Source organism: Verrucomicrobiia bacterium, assembly GCA_035495615.1.
Taxonomy (GTDB): domain Bacteria; phylum Omnitrophota; class Omnitrophia; order Omnitrophales; family Aquincolibacteriaceae; genus DATJFP01.
Genome location: DATJFP010000016.1, coordinates 23,114 through 43,489 on the forward strand (window position 1 = coordinate 23,114; position 20,376 = coordinate 43,489).

Below are 20,376 nucleotides of genomic sequence, written 5' to 3' on the forward strand. Positions count from 1 at the left end.
GTCCAACCTCCTAATTAGGCTGTCGTGTTTTGATGCATTCGAAAACGAGTGACGCGGAAACCGCCGCGCGTCCTTCGTGAACCAGCTTGCCGTGGCATGGAATGCGTTCCAGGCCTTCCGGTGAAAAAACGAGCTTCACTTCCCAGGCGTCGCCGGGCTTGAGATACGCCGCGAACTTCGCCGACTCCACTTCTCTCAGGCGGAGCGCCGTGCCCGCGGTGCCGGGCAGAGAGTGCCAAAAAATGTCCGCCGCCTTCTTCATCAGTTCCAGGGAAAGCACCCCGGGGACCACCGGAAAATCCGGAAAGTGATCTCGGAAAAGTTCGAGGTCCGCGGGAATCACGCCGGAAACGTGGATGCTGTCATGCTCCGGAGCCGACAGGACTCGGGCTTCTCCCAGCATTCCCAGATCGATCGTACCCGTTCCGTTCATTCGTCCCTTCCGGCTCAGGCCCCACTTCGAAAACAAAAACTCCGTTCAGGATGCGCAGTCCCGACAGCCAGGTGTAAACCTGGGTTTCTTTCACAAGCTTGAAGCCTTGGCTTTCGAAGAGCTCGATCCATTCCGCCTTCTTCCGGAACTGCTGCGGATGGCCGAAAAATTCAAAATTATAAAGCTGGTCTCGCAGGACCGTCCACTGACGGCCCCAAAAATGATGATAAAGGTCTTCGACCACGACCACGCGCCTGCGGGTGACACGCCGGCATTCGCGGAGGATGTCTTCGACGTCCGCGATGTGATGCAGCACCGTGATGAAGAGGCTTACGTCGAAGCTCTTGTCCGGAAACGGCATCACGTCCCCGTCGTAGATCACGACAGGGCATTTCTGCAGCGTGGGCCGGACAACATCCAGCACCAGGCATTCGTGCCCGCGGGAAACGAGCGGCTGCCGGTAAAATCCCCACCCCCCGCCGATGTCCAGAACACGGCTTTGGCGGGGAAGATCGTTTTCAAAAAGCGCGACAAAGTCTTCCGCCCGGCGATCCAGGCCGAGCTTTGGATGGCGGCTCACGACAAAGTCGAGAATCGTGCGCTGCCACCTGCGGATGAGCTTGAGCATCGGTCTCCGGTTCTTTGAGACGGTCCGGCCTGCCGAGGCCGATTTGAGTTGGAGATTATAACACAACCCCTTCGGCCATAAAAACATAAATTTGTTTGATTTTTGGGCTTCCCACGCTTATCCTGCGGGCTATGGCAAGACCTTTTGAGCACAAAACAGCCTTGATCACGGGCGCTTCCCGGGGCATCGGACGCGCCACGGCGCTTCGCCTCGCTTCCCAGGGGGCCGACATTGTCCTCAATTACGTGCGAAACGAGGAAGCGGCCAAGAAGACCGCAAATGAAATCCAGGCGCATGGGGTGGCCGTCACCCTTTTCCAGGCCAATGTCGGGGAAGAATCCGAAAGCAAGGCGCTTACCGAGCACGCGATCAAGGAATTCGGCGGCATCGACATCCTGGTCCACGCGGCCGCCATGGGCGCCTTCAAGCCCGCGCACAAGCTCCGCGCCAATCAGTGGGACCTTTCGCTGGACATCAACGCCAAGGCCTTTCTTCTGCTTGCTCAGGGCGTTATCGAGTCGATGGCCAAACGCGGCGGCGGCAGCATGATCGCGCTTTCCAGCCTGGGTTCGCGGCAATTCATTCCCAATTACGGCGCCATCGGTATCTCCAAAGCCGCGCTCGAAGCGCTGGTGCGCTCCCTCGCGGTCGAGCTGGCGCCGAAAAAAATCCGCGTCAACGCGGTCTCCGGAGGCCTCGTCAAAACCGACGCCATCCAGTTTTTTCCGGAGCACGAGAAATTCGAGAAGGAAGTACTGGAACGGACGCCCGCGGGAAGAATCGCGGAACCGGACGACCTGGCGCGCATTGTCGCCTTTCTCGCCTCTTCCGATTCCGCCTGGATCACGGGGCAGACGATCGTGGCCGACGGCGGCCTGTCGCTGATTTGAAACGCCTGGAGTGGCCAAGCCGCTGAGGCTGCTTGCAATCGAAGTTGATCCTGCACGCAACACTTTGGGGACAGGTCTAAAGACCTGTCCCCGTCCATTATCACGTTCCCTGATCCAAAGGCGCGAAGCCGTGCCGGGCGACATTTTCCGTGACGGTCTGAGGGATGCAGAATTCCCGGAGATAATCAGCCGAGCCCGCTTTGGTTCCCCCGCCTGAGAGCTTGAAGCCCCCGAACGGCTGGCGCCCGACCACGGCGCCGGTGACGCCCCTGTTAAGGTAAAGATTTCCCGCCTGGAACGCGTCTTTGGCGAGCGCCAGATGCGACGGCGTGCGGCTGAAAACGCCGCCGGTCAGCGCGAATTCCGAGCGGTTGGCGATTTCGAGCGCGGTCTTGAAATCCGGCGCGCGGATCACGCAGAGGACAGGCCCGAAAATTTCTTCCAAAAGCAGCGCGGAATTTTCCGGGAGCTCCGAAAAAATAACGGGCGGCACGTAAAAGCCTTTCAGGTCCGGCGGCAGCTTGCCTTCGAACAGGAGCCGGCCTTCGGCTTTTCCTTTTTCCACGTAGCCCTGGATTTTCTGCAGCGCCGCGGCATCGATGACCGGCCCGCACATCGTTCCCGGGTCCCAGGGATAGCCGGCCGGAAAACTTTCCGCGGCCTCGGCCAGGCGCTTCACGAAAGCCTCGTAGACATCGTCCACCACGATGAGCCGCGACAGTGCCGAGCATTTCTGCCCCGCGTACCCGAACGCCGAATAAAGCACGGCGGGAAGTGCCTGGTCAAAATCCGCGCTGCTGTCCACGATCACCGCGTTCTTGCCGCCCATTTCCGCGATGACTTTTTTCACCAGGCGCGGGCCTTTCGTTTTGTCGTTCGCATTCTGCAAGAGCGCAAGCCCGGTTTCCTTTGACCCCGTAAACGCGATGACGGCCGTGTCCGGATGCCCCACGAGCGCGGACCCCACGATTTCGCCGAAGCCGGGAAGGAATTGCACGACACCCGCGGGAATGCCCGCGGCTTCGTAAGCCTGGAACACTTTCCATGCGCAGAAAACCGACTGCTCCGCGGGTTTCAGGATGGCGGTATTGCCCGTGACCAGCGCGGCCGCGCTCATTCCCGTCAAAATGGCCATGGGAAAATTCCAAGGCGCGATCACCGCGGCCACGCCGCGCGGCATGAGGCGCAGCGCGTTCTTCTCATGGTCCAGATAATCCGTGGCTTCCGTTTTCATGAGGCGCGGGGCATGAAAGGCGTAAAAATTCAGGTAATCGACGGCTTCCACCACATCCGCGTCCGCCTCACGCCAGGTCTTGCCCGCTTCATAAACCTGCAGCGCGGCGAGCGACAAGCGGTTTTCCAGCATCCACAGCGCGGCCTTGCGCAGGTACCCCGCGCGGACGTGCGCCGGGACGCGCTTCCAGGATTCGAAATGATGGCGTGACGACGCCACGGCCTCTTGCGCGTCTTCCGCGGACGCCATGGCAACGGACGCAACCCGCGTCCTGCCGTCGGCCGGCGAAACCGTCTCCATGCGTGACTTGGTCGGACGGCGCTTGCCGTCGATCATGACCGGAATCGATTCGCCCAATGCCATGGGGATTTTTTTGAGCGCTTCCCGGAACGCGTGATGAATGCCCTCGCGGTGGAATTCCAGGACCGGCGTGGCGCGGTAGTCCTGAAGTTCGCCGGTTTCGGCCGGCGCGGTTTCAGGCAAAGGCTCGGGCGGCGGGGCCAGCAGCGTCTTCGACTGCGCGGGATCGTGAATGCCGCGCCGGACAAAGGACTGCGACGAAACGTTTTCGAGAAGCCGGCGTACCAGATACGCCATGCCCACGACGGGATCGCCGATGGGCATGTACACGCGCGGCGCATAGCCCGCGGCCTTGATCGCGGGGATGAGCGGCGCGCCCATGCCGTACAGCACCTGAAACTCGAGGTCCGGCGCATGCCGCGATTTTTCTTCCGCGAGCGCCATGGCGTAAGCGATCGAGCGCACGTTGTGCGTGGCGACCGCCAGACGCACGCGCGGTTCGTCCATGAGACGACGGATCAGTTTCTCGAACATCCAGTCCGTGTCGCTTTTGCGCGTGAAGACCGGAACCGGCCAGCCCAGCTCCCGCGCCTTCATGATCTCGCTGTCCCAGTAGGCGCCGCGGACAAGGCGGATCGTAAGCGGTGCCGGCAGCTTCCGCGCCCAGGCCAGGATTTCCTCACAGCAGGCGTCTGCGTCTTTCAGGTAAGCCTGCAGGACGATGCCGGCATGCACGCCGCCGCGGAACGCTTCCTCGTTCAGCAGCTCGCGCACGATGCGCAGCGTCAGGCCGCGGCTTTCGTAATCCTCCATGTCCGTATGCAGGAAGACCTCGCTCTTGCGGGCGATCTCGAAAAGGCCGCGCAGGCGCTCGCGCACGCGGCGGCTCGTGCCTTCGGGATCCGCGGGATGAAAAAGCGGGTCAAGCGCCGACAGCTTCACGGAAACGTTCTGCTTTTCCGGGCCCAGATGCTCGCGGCCCAGCGTTTCGATCAGCCGGGCGTAGCGGGCCTCGTATTCGAAGGCCTCCTGCGGGCTGGACGTTTTTTCGCCGAGCAAATCAATGGAGGCTCGCACGCCCTGAGCATCGAGTTCCCGCACGCGGCGAATGGCCTGCCCCTCGTCCGCGGCGGCAATGAAAAGCGAAGCCATGTCGCGGTACATCCGTTCGGTGACTTTGCGGAAGGCAAACTTCGTGAGCAGCGCGGGTTTTCCGAGCAGCATGCCGGCGCGCAGGGCCGCGGGCAGACGGTGCTCGGACGCGGGAAAATATTCCTGGATGTGGCGGAGCACCGCATCGGCGGTCTTGAGGGACGGGAAAACGTCGATGAAGCGGAACGTGCGCGTGCGCAGCTCGTCGTTTTTCATGCACCAGTCCAGCAGCGCGGATTCGAGCCGGTGCTTTTTCTGCAGGGCAAGCTCCTCCTGCCTGGCGGCGGCCAGGAGCTTCTGGCCCAATTCGGCGGTGCGTTTCTCGAGGTCGGACATGGGGCCCCCTTCCTTATATAAGGAAACGTCCTTTTCGGTCCCCTTCTATAATAACACTTCGGGGGAAGCCTATTGGGGGGCGCTGGAGAACATCACGATCAGCTGGTCTTCGGAGAGCGGCTCGACCCGGGCGACTTCGAGGTTTTCACGCACGTGCGCGGCCGACTTCATGCCGACGAGCGCGGTGGTGATGCCCGGCACGGAACGTACGAACTGAAGGCAGCGCTGAGCAGGCGTCTCGAGGCCCTGAAAATGGCGTCCCAAAAAATCCGGGAGAGACGTGAGGAGTTTCGCCTGAAGAAGCGACGCGCTTGCGATAACGGTCATGCCCGTGCGCGAGGCCGAATTGAGGAGCGACACTTCCGTGGGGCCGAGCCGCTGATTGGGAAGGATCCAGGCTTCAGGCATCGCGAAATTAAAAGGAAGCTGGACGACCTTGAAATGATTTTCCATGCCTCCGGCTTCACGGCCGAGCACCTGCAGCTCCTGGAGGTTCAGGTACTGGCGCGTGGTGGCCGCGGCGCGGTACCCGCCCCAGGTGGCCGTGCCGTACCAGCGGATCTTGCCTTCCTTCACTTTTTCTTCGAGCCACCCCAAAGCGGCCTGCATCCTTTTTTTGAATTCGAGAAACGGCACGGCCGCGAGCTGCGTTTCGGGATTGTGCAGGTAATAAACGTCGATCGTTTCGACGCCGAGGTTGGCCAGGCTTTGATTCAGCTGGTTCTCGAGATAGGCCGGCGTCATGCCGTGGCAGTCCTGGGCGATGTCTTCCGGCTTCAGCAGGCCGGTATCGATGAACGTCTTCTGCACGTAGGCGCGGGGATCTTTGGGATAGCCGCCGTCGAAAGGAAAGTAGCCGCCCTTCGTGCACAGGATCACTTCTTCCCGCTTCAAGCTGCCCTCTTCAATCTTCGCGCGCAGCACCCTGCCGAAGCTGCGCTCGCTTCTCTGGCAGCGGTAATTGGCGGCGGTGTCGAGCACGTTGATGCCGGAATCCAGCGCCTCGGCCGCGGCCTCTTCATAGAGCCTGTCAGTCGCGTCATCGGGTTCCCCGAGATAGCTGCCGAGGCCGATCGAAGAAAACAAAATCCCGAGTGATTCGCGGAAATGAGAGTCGCGCAGCTCGCCTTCGAACCGGCTGCGGTAGGCTTTCGTCCCCTCGGCGGTGGCATGTCCCTTGATGCTCATAAAGTCTCCGTCACTCGTTCGTGATATTGGGCTGGTAAGGGTCGCGGTTCACGATCTTGGTCGTGTCGAGCGCCACTTCATGCACGCTCGCGGTTTCGTCTTTGGCGCCCTTGTGCCAGGCGGACGCGGAAAGCCGGAGGCAGCCCGGCTGGAGGCACGCGGCTCCGAGCGCGGCGGCTAAAAGGAGGGGGAAGGCTTTCTGGCCCACGGCGCGGGCGCGCGCCGCCGGACTTTCCCTTTTATAAAGCGAAGGCAGCACGATCATCATCACGAAAATGCCCAGGACCACGGTCGTAAACAGCCAGCCGATGCGGCGGTAAAAAGTATTTTTTTTCGTGAGCGCGAGCGCGAGAGTCTTGTGGCCCGCCACGAAAGTATCCTTGCCGTCGCGCGACACGCGGTCGAGCACGCGGCCCGAAGAATCGATGAACCCTGAGACGCCGGTATTGGCGGCGCGCACGACAGGGATGCCGTTTTCCACGGCACGGAAAACAGAAGCCTGCAGGTGCTGGTAAGGCATTCCCGTCGGCCCGAACCACGCGTCGTTGGTGATGACCGCAAAAAAATTGACGTCTTTTTCCGCGAATTCGCGCGCGAGCAGCGGGAACGTGTCCTCGAAGCAGATCAGCACGGCGAAGTGCTGGCGCGTGCCGTCCAGCAAAAAAATCGTGCGGTCCAGGCCCGCGTAAAAATCGCTGACCCCCAGCGAATGCGCAAGCGGCTGCAGCCATCCCAGCACCGGGCCCATCGGCAGGTATTCCCCGAAAGGCACGAGCTTGATTTTATCGTAACGTGATTTGATCTGGCCGTCGCCGTCGATGAGAAACGCGCTGTTGTAAGCGGCTTCGAGGCTCTCGAAATAAGGCGCGCCCACGATCATGGGAACGTTCATGGAGCTGGCAAGATCGAAGACGGCTTCGGCCATGGGATCGCGGTTGAGGTAGCCGGGAAAAGAAGCCTCGGGCCAGATGACAAGGTCCGGCCTGTCGAATTCGGCAAGCCGCGAAAGCTTGACGTGAATTTCCATGATCTTGTCGCGCGCCATGGTTTCCCACTTGAGCGACTGCGGGATGTTTCCCTGCACCACGCTGATGCGCACGACCGGCGCCGCGGGCTCAGGCCGGCGCAGCTCATGGCGGCCGTACGCCGCGGCCGCCCCCAGCAGGACGAGGGCGAGCAAGGCATGGACAGCCGCCGTCCGGAAGGCGTCGATTTGCCGGTAAAATTCCCGTGAAGAAAAAAGCGGCAGGCTGAGGATGCTTTCGGCGACCGCCAGGTTGAAAAAGGCCATGAGAAAGCCGAGCCCCGTGGCGCCGATGAGGTTGGCGATCTGGATGAGTGCCACGTGCGAGGCCTGGGAATACGCAAGCAGGTTCCAGCCGAATCCGAACACCGGAAAGTGCATACGCAGGAATTCCATGGACGTCCAGCCGAGCGCGCCCATGAGCGGCCGCAGCACCGGCATGGGCATGCGCCGGCAATCGGAGCTGAAAAAACCGAAAAGCGAAAAGATCAGCCCGTGGAACACGCACACGAAGATCCATCCGAAAATCGTCACGTAGCGCAGGCCCGAAACGGAAAGGAACAGGAACACGAAGCCCGTGATCCAGGCGAGCAGCGCGGCGCGGCCCCGCGTCCCGCAAGAGGCAAGGGCGATCCACAGCGGCACGAGCGCGATCCAGGCAAGAAAGCTGAGCGAGATTTTAGGGAAAGCGGCGGTGAGCAGGATGCCGGAAAGGAGCGCGAGCAGCAGGCCGGTCCGGCGCGTCATGAAAAAAACGCTCCCGGGCCTGCGTTATTCATCGGTCCCATGGCATTTTTTGTACTTCTTGCCGCTGCCGCAGGGACACGGATCGTTGCGGCCGACTTTCGGCTCGCCGCGCTTGGCGGGTTCGGCCGGTTCCTGGGTCATGATGTCCGCCCCGGGAGCCACGACGCGGGGCGCCTGCCGCGGCGCCGCGGGCTTGGCGGCCTGGGCTTCGGGCATTCCCCCGCTCTCGGGATGAAGGAACTGCGCGCGGGAAGTCATGGAGCTTTCCATTTTTTCCTCGCGCACGGCCTGGATGCGGAAAAGGAATTCCACGGCCTCGTCCTTGATCGTGTCGACCATGGCCTGGAAAAGGTCGAAGGCCTCTTTCTTGTATTCGATCTTGGGATCGCGCTGGCCGTAAGCGCGCAGCCCAATGCCCTCTTTCAGGTCGTCCAGGCTGTGCAGGTGCTCCTTCCATTTGGAATCGATCATCTGGAGAAGGATGTAGGACTCGAGGAAACGCATGCGCTCGGGGCCGAATTCCCTTTCGCGGTGCTCGTAATGCTCGCAGATTTTTTTCAGCAGGTCCTCGCGCAGCCAGTCGATGTCCTTTTCCGATTCGTCCACGATCGCGGAAAGATCCGTGCCGAATTTCCCCTTGAGCGCTTCCTTCAGCCCGTCGGGATTGCGCTGGTCCATGCTCATGTCCGGATGCACGTAGCGGCCCAGCATCTCCTCCAGGATGTCCTCGATGAACTCGGTGATGTGCTCCTTGAGCTTGTCGCGGTAGAGCACGCGGTCGCGTTCCTTATAAATAAGCTCGCGCTGGCGGTTCATGACGTCATCGAATTCGAGCAGGTGTTTGCGGATCTCGAAGTTGCGGCTTTCCACGCGCTTTTGCGCGGTCTCGATGGCGCGGCTCACCATGGGATGCTGGATGTCCTCGCCCTCCTCCATGCCCATCTTCTGCATGAACGAGGAAATGCGGTCCGAACCGAAAATGCGCATGAGGTCGTCTTCCAGCGAAATAAAAAACTTGGAGGAGCCGGGATCGCCCTGGCGTCCGCAGCGGCCGCGCAGCTGGTTGTCGATGCGGCGAGCCTCGTGGCGCTCGGTGCCGATGACGGCCAGGCCGCCCTTGGCCGCGACGCCCGGGCCCAGCACGATGTCCGTGCCGCGGCCGGCCATGTTGGTCGCGATCGTGACCACGCTGTCCTGCCCGGCGGAAGCGACGATCTCGGCTTCGCGTTCGTGGTATTTGGCGTTCAGGACCGTATGCGGGACATTGTACTTTTCGAGCATGCGGCTGACGCGCTCGGATTTTTCGATGGAGATCGTGCCGACAAGGACGGGCCTTCCTTTTTTGTGCTCTTCGACCACTTCCTTCACGACCGCCTCGAACTTTTCCTTCGCCGTTCGGTAGATGACGTCGTTCGCGTCCTTGCGGATATTGGGCTTGTTGGTGGGCATAACGACGACGTCGAGCTTGTAGATCTTGTCGAATTCCACGGCCTCAGTGGAGGCGGTTCCGGTCATGCCTCCGATTTTTTTGTACATGCGGAAATAATTCTGGAACGTGACGGTCGCAAGAGTCTGGTTCTCGCGCTCGATCTTCACGCCTTCCTTGGCTTCCAGAGCCTGGTGAAGGCCGTCCGAAAAACGGCGGCCCGGCATGAGGCGGCCCGTGAATTCGTCCACAATAATGACCTGGCCGTCTTTGACCACGTAGTCCTCGTCTTTTTTGAAGAGGACGTGCGCGCGCAGGGCCTGGTTCACGTGATGGATAATGTCGATCTGCGTGTTTTCATAAAGGTTCTCGATGCCGAGCAGCTCTTCGCAGTGCTTGATGCCGTCTTCGGTAAGCGCGACCGTACGCGCCTTTTCGTCCTGCTTGTAGTCGTCCTCGGCTTTGAGGCGCGGCATGATGCGGTCGATGCGGTAATACTTGTCGGTCGATTCTTCCGCGGGGCCGGAAATGATGAGCGGCGTGCGCGCTTCGTCGATCAGGATGGAGTCCACTTCGTCGACGATCGCGAAATTCAGCTCGCGCTGCACGCGGTGCTCGAGCGAGACCACCATATTGTCGCGCAGGTAATCGAAGCCGTATTCGTTGTTGGTGCCGTAGGTGATGTCGCAGGCGTAGGACTTGCGGCGGTCTTCGGGCTTCATGTCGTGCTGGATCACGCCGACGGTCAGGCCCATAAATTCGTAAATCGGCCCCATCCACTCGCGGTCGCGGCGCGCGAGATAATCGTTCACGGTCACAAGGTGCACGCCCTTGCCCGAAAGCGCGTTCAGGTATACGGGCAGCGTGGCGACGAGCGTCTTACCTTCACCGGTTCCCATTTCCGCGATTTTACCGCCGTGCAGCACGATGCCTCCGAGCACCTGCACGTCGAAGTGGCGCATCTTGGTCGTGCGCCGCGACGCCTCGCGGACCGCGGCGTAAGCTTCGGGAAGGATCTGATCGAGCGTCTCGCCCTTGGCCAGCCGCTCGCGGAATTCCACGGTTTTATTGCGGAGCGCCTCGTCGGAAAGCTGCTGCATCTGCGGTTCAAGGGCATTGACCTGGTGGACAATCGGCCAGAGTTTGGAAAGCGTACGGGTGTTCTGAGTGCCGAAGATTTTTTCAAGGATAGGTTTGATCATTTATTTTTTAGAGCCGTCTCCGTCCGAGACGACTTCCCTTTTTACGAATTTTTTGAGGTAGGCCTGGATGAAGGCATCCAGGTCGCCGTCCATCACGGCCTGGACATTGGAAGTTTCGTGAGTGGTCCGGTGGTCTTTGACCATGCTGTACGGATGGAAAACGTAAGAGCGTATCTGCGAACCCCAGGCAATGTCTTTTTTTTCGCCGTACTGGTTGAGCATCTCCTTCTCGCGGTCCTTGCGGTACCGCTCGTAAAGCCGAGCCTTCAAGACTTTCATCGCCACCATCTTGTTCTGATGCTGCGACCTTTCGTTCTGGCACTGCACGACGATGCCGGTGGCCAGGTGCGTGAGGCGCACGGCGCTCGCCGTCTTGTTCACGTGCTGGCCGCCCGCGCCGCCGGCCCGGTAGGTGTCGATCCGGATCTCGCTTTCTTTCACTTCGACTTCCGGAATGTCGTCGACTTCGGCGATGATGTCCACCGAAGCGAACGATGTGTGCCGTCTCTTGTTCGCATCAAACGGCGAAATGCGCACCAGGCGATGCACGCCCGACTCGGCCTTCAGGTAACCGTACGCGTACGGGCCTTCGATCATGAGCGTCGTGTTCTTGATGCCCGCTTCTTCGCCCTGCAGAAAATCGATCGTCTGCACTTTGTAGCCGTGCTGCTCAGACCACCGCAGGTACATGCGTAACAGCATCTCCGCCCAGTCGCACGACTCCGTGCCGCCCGCGCCCGCGTTGATGCTCAGGATCGCGTTGTGGCTGTCGAACTTGTCCGACAAGAGGCGCTGAAACTCGAGGCTTTCAACATCGCGCTCGAGCTTCTGGACCTCTTCTTCCATCTCGCGGACCGAATCTTCCTGGTTCTCGTCGAGAAGTTCGAGGAGCTCCTTCAAATCGGAAGCCGACTTGAAGGCCGCATGCCACGGGTCCACCACTTTTTTCAGCGCTTTCAGATTCTCGACTGTCGTCTGCGATTCCTGGGGCTTGTCCCAGAAATCCGGCCGGGACATCTTTTCGTTCAGCAGCTGGACTTCTTTTTCGCGGCGAGGGAGGTCAAAGATACCCCCTTATCTCCTGGAGCTTTTCCAGAAGATCGCTGACTTTCTTTTGCATGGCCTGAATCTGTTCTTTCATAAGTCCGGACAGTGTATCAATCTTTTGGGTGTTATTCAATGCCGCAACGGCTGGCCTGCTTTCTCGAGAAGTCCTGCATTCCCGGCCGTGGGGACAGGACTAGTCCTGTCCCCGTCCACGCTGGCGGATCTATTAAATAATTCCGTGCAAGGGCCCGCCCTGGACGCCCAGGCGGTTGACCTTCTCGGTGATCTTCGGGTCTTCTTCGAGCGGGGGGGCATGATGGGGTTTCAGGCGGGCGTCCAGGATCAGAGGCCCGCGGCATCCCCAATGCTTGAACTCGGTGAAGCTCCCCACCCCATGAATGTCATGGGAGGGATTAGAACGGGTAAAGGCCGCCCAGAGAAAATTCTCCAGGTTCGCGGCCATGAAATCGCTGTCGTCGGCCAGGACAATCAGCGGGACTTCTTCCAAACCTTCGGCCTGCTCCAGCGCCTTGGCAAAGAGCTGCACTTCCACGTTGGAAGAAACGTAATCGCGGAAGGGAGGCGCCTTCACGGCCATCACGCCGGGCAGGACAAAGCGCGGCTTTTCAAAGCCGATCATGGACGGCATGTTCCGCGGAATGTTTCCGCCCAGGTTTCTTTTCTTGGGCCCGGCCGCGGCCATGACGACTTTGGAGCCGCGGTTCAGCCCGGTGCCGGAATAATCCAGCGTGTCGATCGTTGTGCGCGTCTGAAAATGCAGGTCGCGCGCCCAGTCGATGCGCTCCAGCACGTGGCGCAAAAATTTTTCGATGTCCTTCGCGTCGAGCTGCGGGTCGTCCTCCGCCGCCGCAATCATGAGGAATTTCGCGAGCGAGCACGGCCCGTAGCCGAGCAGCGCGTTCGCGTGCGTGAGCAGCTCCTGGGGCTCGCGCGCCGCGTAAGGCACATAGCGTTCCTTGCCCACGGCAAGGAGCAGCGGGTGCACACCCGACGCATCCACCGCGTGCACGGACGTGACGCCGGGAATTTCCACCGGGATCATAGGCCCCGCGACTTCATGCACGAGCTTTCCGAAAATAGAATCTTCCTGCGGCGGCCGGCCCACGACCGTGAACGGCCAGATCGCATCCTTGCGGTGATAGACCGCGTCGACGTTGAGCACGGGAAACTCGTGCTTCAGGCTGTAGTAGCCGAGATGGTCGCCGAAAGGCCCTTCGGGCTTGGTCACGCCGGGATTCACGGTCCCGGTAATGCAAAAGTCCGCGTCCATGGAAATGCCGTAGCCGTTTTTATACCCGTAGCGGAACCCACGCCCGGCCAGCGCGCCTGCAAAGGCGGCTTCGGGCAATCCTTCCGGAAGATACATGACGGCCGCGAACGCATGCGCGGGCGGTCCGCCCACGAAAACGCTGACACGCAGCGGCTCTCCCCGCTCAAGCGCCGCGTGATGGTGGATGCCGATGTCGCGCCGGATCTGATAATGAAGCCCGGCTTCGTAATTTTTCCGGTACTCGTTGCCCGACATCTGCACGCGGTACATGCCCATGTTGGATTTCATGATACCGGGCCTCGCCGGATGTTCCGTGTAGACTTGCCCGAGCAGGACAAAGCTGCCGCCGTCTTTGGGCCAGCAGCGGACCTGCGGGAGCTGGTCCAGGTGCGTGACGTTTTCCAGAACGGGCCCGGACGAAATCTTGCGCGGCAATGCGTGAAGCGCGGCGCGCGCGGCGCCCGCCAGATCGCCTGGATTTTTCAAGGCGCGCGACGGGTCGGCCTTCAGGCCCACCATTTTTTTGACGTCTTTCAGCGTGTCGTGGAAAAGATACTGCGCGCGCGCCCAAGTCCCGAAAAGATTGGACACCGCGGGAAACGGGCTCCCCTTCACCTTCTCGTACAGGATCGCGGGGCCGCCCGCGCGGAAAACGCGGCGGTGGATCTCCGCCATTTCCAGGTCCGGATCCACTTCCTCGCGCAGGCGCACGAGGTGCCCCTGCTTTTCCAGGTCGAGGACGCATTCTTTCAGGCTGCGGTAAGGCAAGGCGGGCTCGCTAATCTTTGAAGAAATAAAGGTACGTGACGCGGACGAGGGCGATGACGGCCACGATCAGAAAAGGATTTTTGTAGGCATGAAATGTTTCCGCATGACACGAGCCCAGGACGATCCCGAACAGGAAAAAGCTGACGATCAGCTCCCCGAGCTGCATGGGGTGCCACTTTTTGGTCGGCAGAAAATACATGGTTTCTCCTTCTCGTTTTTCTACGTTTTCTTCAGCTTGAGCGAAACGGAATTAATGCAGTAGCGCAGCCCCGTGGGCCTGGGTCCGTCGTCAAACACGTGGCCGAGATGCGCCTCGCAGCGCGAGCAAAGCACTTCGATGCGCCGCATGAAATGGCTGTTGTCCGCTTTTTTCTCCACGGCCTGTTCATTCGCGGCCTTCCAGAAACTCGGCCAGCCCGAGCCGGAATCGAATTTCGTGTCCGAAGAAAAAAGCTCCTGACCGCAGCCGGCGCACTGGTACACGCCTTTTTCCTTGGAATTGCAGTACTCGCCCGTGAACGGGCGCTCCGTTCCTTTTTGGCGCATGATCTCATACTGCTCGGGCGTCAGCTCTTTTTTCCATTCCGCGTCGGATTTTGTAATTTTGTCCATGGATCACTCCTTCCTTAATTGCCTGCATACGCTCACACGCACGCGATGGGCCTCTTGCATTCAACGTGTGGGGACAGGTCTTTAGACCTGTCCCCGTCCATGCAATGGGATTAATAGTTTGAAAATGCAATGGTCCTTTTCTTGCCCGGGTCGCGGATGAAAAGCTCGGCTTCGTCCGGGCGGTGATAATACGCCGCGATCCAGTGGTCTTTATAGGTCTCGCTGAAATCGATGCCGGAAAACGTCACGTCCGGCGTGTTGACCCTGTCATCGAAAAAACACACAGTGGTCATGGTTCCGGGCCCGTCCCACGCCTGCGCCTGCGCGAATTTTTTCATGCCGTCCCAGTCGAGCTCCGGCGCGTACACCGAAATCACGCGATCGTATTTGCCGCTCTCGATTCTTTTTTCGTTTTTTCCCACGATCTGGAAATCGGCGGCAAAGGCCGGCGCGGTCAAAAAAAGCGAGAGGACAAGGGCCGCGAGCGTTTTCATGCCGAAGGCTCCCCCACCGGGCCGGCCAGCTCGGTTTGCACGGCCGCCGCCGGTTTTTGCCGCGCCTTTTCGATCACTTCCAGGATGGCGTCCATAGGGACGACCACCGAATAGCCGGAATTTTCGATTTCCCTGATGTTGAAGGGCCTCTGGATGCCGTACCACTTGTCGTCGAAAGGAATGAACTCCGCGACCATGCCCACGATGGCATAAGACGTGCCGGAAAGTCCGATCGGTTCCGTTTCCACAACCGGCCCGCCGCTGTTGCCGTAAAAGACCGGGCAGTCCAGGATCATGGTTTTCTTCTCGTTGTTTTTTCCCGCGATCACGCCTTTGCGCAGAAGCGGCCGCGTGTAATCGATCTGCGGATAATTCTCGATGCCGAGCGAATTCGGGTAACCGAAGATGAACACGTCGTTGCCGATCGGCACTTCGTCGTACTTTTTGATCATGGCGCGGCTCGCGCCCACGATGCTGCCTTCGCTCGGCGTTGTCCCGGCCTTGACCACGCGGTCCACGCCGCCGTTAAACTGCAGCGACTTGCCCCGGGGCGTCAGAACCACGCTGCCCAGCTTGATGACGGCCACGTCGTTGGTCTCGTGAGAATAAATAAATCCCGCCACATTGAGGACCTTGAGATCGAGCTGAATCAGGATCGGCTCCTGGAACTGGTCTTCCTGAGGGTACGACGACAGAAGCGCCTTCTGCCCTTTCAGGTCCGAACGGCCTTCCTTGGCCTGATCGTAAAACAGCAGGTGTTTGGCCGTGACGAAATAGGCGTCCCCGTTGTCATCCATTATATAGAAGCCGCTCGCGGCCCGGCCGTCTTCCAGCGTGACCGAAACGGGATATTTAATGTAGTCCGCGGGCAGGGCCGCACCGGCATGAGCCGAGGGCGCCCAAATCAAGACAGCGATCAGAAGAAGGAAAAGTTTTCTCATTATTTTTTCAGGGAGCGTCCCAGCGTTTTTTCCACGGATTCGACTTTGGACTCGAGGCGTCCGGTCCTGCCTTTGCGGTAATCGGCCTTGATGGAAATCGTGATGCGCCCGCAGTCGCGGCCCATGGCCTCGTAGCAGCGCTTCACCACGTCCATGACTTCGTCCCATTCGCCTTCGATGCACGTGCCCATGGGCCCGAGGCGGTAAGGCAGCCCGGACTTGTCGATGATCTCGAGCGAGCGCGCTACGTAGGCGCTCACGCTCTGTCCTTTGTCCATCGGCGACATGGAAAGTTCGAGTAACAGGCTCATGGTTTCCTCCCGGCTATTTTATCCCGGCGCGCCGGGCCACGCTCGTTTTTTTTAGTCACCTGTCTTGATTCCCGGCCAGCTCTTCCTCCTCGCGAGACAAGCGACCCATTTCCGTGCCGAACGAATCGTCGGCGCGGAAGCCAAGTTCTTTGGGCCTGCCGAGTTTGTCTCCGAATGGGTCCGGCGGCTGGAAGCGCGGATCTTTCGGGATCAAATCATCGTCCGCATCCAGGTCATAATCGAGGACCGAGCCGTCCTCTTTCTCGCGGTGATAGTGATGCTTCCAGGTCCCGTCCGGCTGCCGCGTCGAAGTGATCGTGCCACCGCTCGGTGTTTTCGTCACGACCGGCTCCTCCGGCTTGACCGTCGGCGCGGAAGATTTCGGTTCTGCCGGCTTCGGCGGATCGTAAACCGGATGGCCCTTGGGATAAAGGTCGTCGTCGGGCTTCAAGTCGTAATCCACAACGTTGCCGTCTTTGTCCTCGCGGCGGTAATGATGGCTCCACGAGCCATCCGGATTTTGCGTATGCGTTACGGTGGCGCCGCTTGGCAAGGTGTCCGTTTGAGTCACCGGAGGGAGCGCGGGAGGCGGCGCAGGAGCTCCTGCCTTTCCCCCGTCTGCCGGCGGGACCGCGGGGTCCCCTGAATTTTTTTCTCCGCCGGCCGGCACGGTTTCGACGAGTTTTCCGTCTTTGTCGACAATGTCATAGCCGCCGTCCCCGCGGGGACGCAGCCCGCCTCCCGGCGGCACGCGGTCCCAGACCGTGCCCCTCATGTCTTCGGGACCCCAGGGTTTTTGCGGCGCGGCGGGCGCAGGCGCCGGAGAATCCCCGGCCGGTTTTCCCTCCCGCGTCACAGTCTTGATCACCTTGCCTCCCTTGTCGACGACGTCGTAATTTCCATCCTGCCGCGGCCGGATCCCTCCGCCCTCAGGCGCGTGGTCCCACGGCGTGCCCGCGGCGGCAAGGCCGCAATGGAAAGCAAGCCCCGCGGCCAAAAGAAAATATCTAAGACTTGCACGCACGGCGGTCTCCTTTCATGACGGACGTTTCATCCAGGATTGGTTGAGAAAGACCCGCATCTTTTTATAATGTGATCCCGGCCAATAAATTCGGCAGCATTGGCAGCATTGGAAAAAACGGTTGAAATGCCGGCGCGTGTTCGGAAGCAGGCGGTCCAGCACCGCGGCTTTGCTGACCCGCCTTAACCTTCCGTTGCATGCCAGGCACAAACGAAACGGCCGCGGCCGGAGCCCCGGCATACGCGCGAGAACCTCTTTTAATTGAAGCGCCGGCGCATCGTTCCTGAGCCAAAACCCGCGCGCCCGGCGCCGCTTCAAAAGCCCGACGTCGCGCGTCAGCACAAGCCGTCTTTCTCTACGAGCCTTCTCGACAAGCGCAGCGTCATCATAATCGTTGCGGTAGGCCGCGTCAAAACCCAGAAGCCTCAGATGCCGCGCAAGTTTGCCGAGCGGAACGTCCAGCGCAAACCGCGCGCTGCGCCGCGCGCCGAAATCCGCGGGCCAGGCCTCCACTTTCCCGCTCCCCGCGCGCCGCGAAAGCCGCGCCGCCCTGCCGTCCAGCGTCACGCGCCCGATCTCCGCCTGCGGCACGCCCAGCGCCTGCAGCGTATCCAGAAGCGCCGGGATTCCCCGTACGTCCAGTTCGAGCCAATGGTTCCTAGACGCAGGCCTCAGAAAATCATTCAAACAGCCGTGAAAGCGTACCCGGATCTTCAAGACCGCCTCCGGTTTCAGCCTTGATGGAAATAACTCCAAACTTTTTGAGCGAGGGCCTCGTTCATGCCCGGCAGGCCCGCGAGCTGGTCGACGCCGGCGCGCTTGAGTTCTTCCACCGAATCGAAATGGCGGAGCAGCGCGAGTTTTCTTTTGGTGCCGATGCCTTCGATGGCGTCGAGCACGGATTCTTCCAGGCCCTTTTCCTTTAATAAGCGGTGGTACGTGATCGCGAAACGGTGCGCCTCGTCGCGGACTTTCTGCAAGAGGTACAGCGCGGGCGAGTCTTTCGGGAGGCCGAGGTCTTCCCCGCTTTCGGCCGTGCCCGCGAGCATTTGCTTGGCGGAATAAATCGTCTCGAAACGCTTGGCAATGGAGATGAGCTCTGTCGTTTCAAAACCCTGCTCTTTCAGGACGGCCGCGGCCGCGCTGAGATGGCCCTTGCCGCCGTCGATCATGATGACGTCCGGGATGAAATCCTCGCGGCCTTCCTTCAGGCCGACCAGCATACGGCGCAAGGCCTCCTGGATCATGGCGAAGTCGTTGATGCCTTCCACGGTCTTGATCTTGTAGCGGCGGTAGCCGAGCTTGTCCGGCAGCTCGCGGTGGAACGCGACTTTGGAAGCCACGGCCTCGTCGCCCTGGATGTTGGAGACGTCGAAGCATACGATGCGTTCGGGCAATTTTTCCATGCCGAGGATGCGCTTGAGTTCCAGCGTGGCCGAAAGCCCGATGCCGGCCTCGGGCTTGCCGGGCGTGAAGCGCTTCTTTTTCAATTTTCCCAGCGCCTCGATCTGTTCCTTGTAGAACTGCGCGTCCTCGAAGCGCAGTTCTTCCGCGGCCTGCAGCATGCGGTCGCTCAGATATTCGACGAACGTTTTTTTGCCGCCGCCCAGGAAATCGCGCACTTCCTGCACGCATTTGCCGTACGCGTCCTTGACCTCGGGCTTGATGCACGGCGCCAGGCATTGGCCGATGTGGTAATAAAGGCAGGCGGTTTTCGGAAGCTTGCGGCATTTGCGCAGCGGGAAAAGGCTGTTCATGAGCGAGATGGCCTCGCGCAAAAGCTTCGCATCCGTGTACGGGCCGTAATAAAGCGCTTTTTTCTCCGACTTGTTGCGTGTGAGGACAAGGCGCGGGTATTCGTCGCCCGTGATCTTGAGCAGCGGGTAGCTCTTGTCGTCCTTCAACTCGATGTTGTAATGCGGCCGGTGCTTGCGGACAAGCTGGGCTTCCAGGAGAAGCGCATCGACTTCGGTGGAGGTTTCGACGTACTCGATGTCGCGGACTTTGGTCATGAGCATCGCGACTTTGGGGAGCTGCATCTTGTTGATCAGGTAGGAACGCACGCGGTTGCGCAGGATGCGCGCTTTTCCGATGTAGAGGATCTCGCCGCGTTCGTCCTTCATGAAATACACACCGGGCCTCAGGGGGATTTCGGCGACAACGCTTCGCAGGTGCTCGAAAGGGTCTGTCTTCGATGCGGTCATGTCGAACTCAGGCGGTTTTTTTACGATTCCCGAAAAACGCGAGCGCTTCCTGCAGTTCCGGCACGCGGAAGAGGAAGCAGTAAACCGGATAGGAAAGCGTGGCCAGCGTGATGGCGCCGAACACGCGCAAGGCCTGGACGGATGCGGATACGCCCGGGAGGCGGCCTGCGAGAATATGATAACAAAAGACGGCCGTGACGGCCATGGCCGCGGTGGCCATGAGGATGCGCAGGAACGAAGTCATGATTTCCTTGATGGGCAGCGGGCTGACGCGGCGGTGAAAAATGACGATGAGCGCGACGAAATTGAAAATGCCCGAGATCGACGTGGCCATGGCAAGCCCGGCCTCCCCCATGGGCCGGAGAAGCGTCGCGTTGAAAAACACGTTCACCAGCAGCGCCGCGATCGAGACTTTCATGGGCGTGCGCGTGTTTTGCAGCGCATAAAATCCGGAGATGATCACCTTTTGCCCGGCATAACCGAGCAGGCCCACCGAATAGCACCAGAGCACGGCGGCGGTGCGGCGCGTGGACTCCGCGTCGAACTGGCCGCGCTCGAACAGGAACCTCACGATCGGCGTCGCCAGCACGATGAGCCCGGCCGCGCACGGAAGAACGATCAGGCATACGGCCCGCATCGAAAACGAAAGATTTTTCTTGGCGATGTCCGGGCGTCCGGCCGCGAACTGCTGGGAAATCGTGGGGAGCAGCGCGGAGCTGATGGCGATGGCGAAAACGCCGAGCGGAAATTGCATCAGGCGGTTGCCGTACCACAGCGCGGAATTGGCGCCCGGCCCGGCCCAGTAGGCGAACGCCGAGTCCACGACGAGGTTGATCTGCATGACGGAAAATCCGATCAGCACCGGCATGATGAGCTTCTTGCACTTTTGAATGCCGGGGTGATGCGGGTTCCATGACCAGCGGAAATGGAAGCCGATGCGCTTCAGCGCGGGAACCTGGAAAAAAACCTGGCCGATGCCGGAAGCCACCGTGACGAGCGACTGCCACCGCAGCTGCAGCACGAGGTCCCGCGGTCCGTAAGTCGTGATCAGGATAATGCCCGCGATCCAGCCCACGTTCATGATCACCGGACCGAAAGAAGATGTGAGAAACTCCTTGTGGCTGTTC

At 60.4% G+C, this 20,376-nt stretch carries 18 protein-coding genes; 1 reads left to right on the forward strand and 17 read right to left on the reverse strand.

The genetic code is table 11. The features are described from left to right. Positions 1-10 precede the first annotated feature (10 nt). Positions 11-433 carry a hypothetical protein gene (locus tag VL688_01735; protein ID HTL46763.1) on the reverse strand — a complete coding sequence of 141 codons (423 nt, stop codon included), beginning with the start codon at positions 431-433 and terminating at the stop codon, positions 11-13. Then, positions 363-1,061 carry a class I SAM-dependent methyltransferase gene (locus VL688_01740; protein HTL46764.1) on the reverse strand — a complete coding sequence of 233 codons (699 nt, stop codon included), beginning with the start codon at positions 1,059-1,061 and terminating at the stop codon, positions 363-365. Before VL688_01740 ends, VL688_01735 begins: the two co-directional genes overlap by 71 nt. 131 nt (positions 1,062-1,192) lie before the next feature. On the opposite strand from VL688_01740, the gene VL688_01745 reads away from it, so the two are divergent. Beyond that, positions 1,193-1,951, forward strand: coding sequence for an SDR family oxidoreductase (locus VL688_01745; protein ID HTL46765.1), 759 nt, complete (start codon positions 1,193-1,195; stop codon positions 1,949-1,951). 100 nt (positions 1,952-2,051) lie between these two features. On the opposite strand, the gene VL688_01750 is transcribed toward VL688_01745, so the two are convergent. From VL688_01750 to murJ, 15 genes are all read right to left on the reverse strand, one after another. After that, on the reverse strand, positions 2,052-4,973 hold the full coding sequence (locus VL688_01750; protein ID HTL46766.1) for a proline dehydrogenase family protein: 2,922 nt from the start codon (positions 4,971-4,973) through the stop codon (positions 2,052-2,054). Between the two features lie 69 nt (positions 4,974-5,042). After that, entirely contained in the window at positions 5,043-6,161 is a 1,119-nt protein-coding gene (locus tag VL688_01755) for an aldo/keto reductase (protein ID HTL46767.1), read from the reverse strand. 10 nt (positions 6,162-6,171) lie between these two features. Further along, positions 6,172-7,932 (reverse strand): apolipoprotein N-acyltransferase, encoded by a 1,761-nt coding sequence (lnt, locus tag VL688_01760; protein HTL46768.1) that lies wholly within the window; start codon positions 7,930-7,932, stop codon positions 6,172-6,174. A gap of 24 nt (positions 7,933-7,956) precedes the next feature. Next, positions 7,957-10,560 carry a preprotein translocase subunit SecA gene (gene secA / locus VL688_01765; protein HTL46769.1) on the reverse strand — a complete coding sequence of 868 codons (2,604 nt, stop codon included), beginning with the start codon at positions 10,558-10,560 and terminating at the stop codon, positions 7,957-7,959. Continuing rightward, positions 10,561-11,701, reverse strand: a protein-coding gene (prfB, locus tag VL688_01770) for a peptide chain release factor 2 (GenBank protein ID HTL46770.1) whose coding sequence is annotated in 2 segments (ribosomal slippage) — positions 10,561-11,622 and positions 11,624-11,701 — 1,140 coding nt in all. Because the reading frame shifts where the segments join, the coding sequence is not laid out codon by codon here. A 132-nt stretch (positions 11,702-11,833) separates the two neighbouring features. Further along, positions 11,834-13,666, reverse strand: coding sequence for a UbiD family decarboxylase (locus tag VL688_01775; protein HTL46771.1), 1,833 nt, complete (start codon positions 13,664-13,666; stop codon positions 11,834-11,836). Positions 13,667-13,676: 10 nt separating this feature from the next. Then, a complete protein-coding gene (locus tag VL688_01780; protein ID HTL46772.1) occupies positions 13,677-13,865 on the reverse strand; it encodes a hypothetical protein in 189 nt (62 codons plus the stop codon). Between the two features lie 20 nt (positions 13,866-13,885). Next, positions 13,886-14,278 (reverse strand): peptide-methionine (R)-S-oxide reductase MsrB, encoded by a 393-nt coding sequence (msrB, locus tag VL688_01785; protein HTL46773.1) that lies wholly within the window; start codon positions 14,276-14,278, stop codon positions 13,886-13,888. 110 nt (positions 14,279-14,388) lie between these two features. Further along, positions 14,389-14,772: a hypothetical protein gene (locus VL688_01790; protein ID HTL46774.1), complete on the reverse strand. Its 384-nt coding sequence runs from the start codon at positions 14,770-14,772 to the stop codon at positions 14,389-14,391. After that, entirely contained in the window at positions 14,769-15,713 is a 945-nt protein-coding gene (locus VL688_01795; protein ID HTL46775.1) for a trypsin-like peptidase domain-containing protein, read from the reverse strand. The genes VL688_01790 and VL688_01795 overlap by 4 nt, the downstream gene beginning before the upstream one ends. Beyond that, complete coding sequence (locus VL688_01800; protein HTL46776.1) at positions 15,713-16,024, reverse strand: MTH1187 family thiamine-binding protein; 312 nt, start codon at positions 16,022-16,024, stop codon at positions 15,713-15,715. The genes VL688_01795 and VL688_01800 overlap by 1 nt, the downstream gene beginning before the upstream one ends. A gap of 55 nt (positions 16,025-16,079) precedes the next feature. Continuing rightward, positions 16,080-17,048, reverse strand: a complete 969-nt coding sequence (locus VL688_01805; GenBank protein HTL46777.1) for a hypothetical protein — start codon at positions 17,046-17,048, stop codon at positions 16,080-16,082. Between the two features lie 12 nt (positions 17,049-17,060). Next, entirely contained in the window at positions 17,061-17,762 is a 702-nt protein-coding gene (locus VL688_01810; protein HTL46778.1) for a Mut7-C RNAse domain-containing protein, read from the reverse strand. A 14-nt stretch (positions 17,763-17,776) separates the two neighbouring features. After that, positions 17,777-19,249, reverse strand: coding sequence for an excinuclease ABC subunit UvrC (locus VL688_01815; protein HTL46779.1), 1,473 nt, complete (start codon positions 19,247-19,249; stop codon positions 17,777-17,779). Positions 19,250-19,256: 7 nt separating this feature from the next. Beyond that, on the reverse strand, positions 19,257-20,376 hold a 1,120-nt coding region (gene murJ, locus VL688_01820), incomplete at its 5' end, for a murein biosynthesis integral membrane protein MurJ (protein ID HTL46780.1).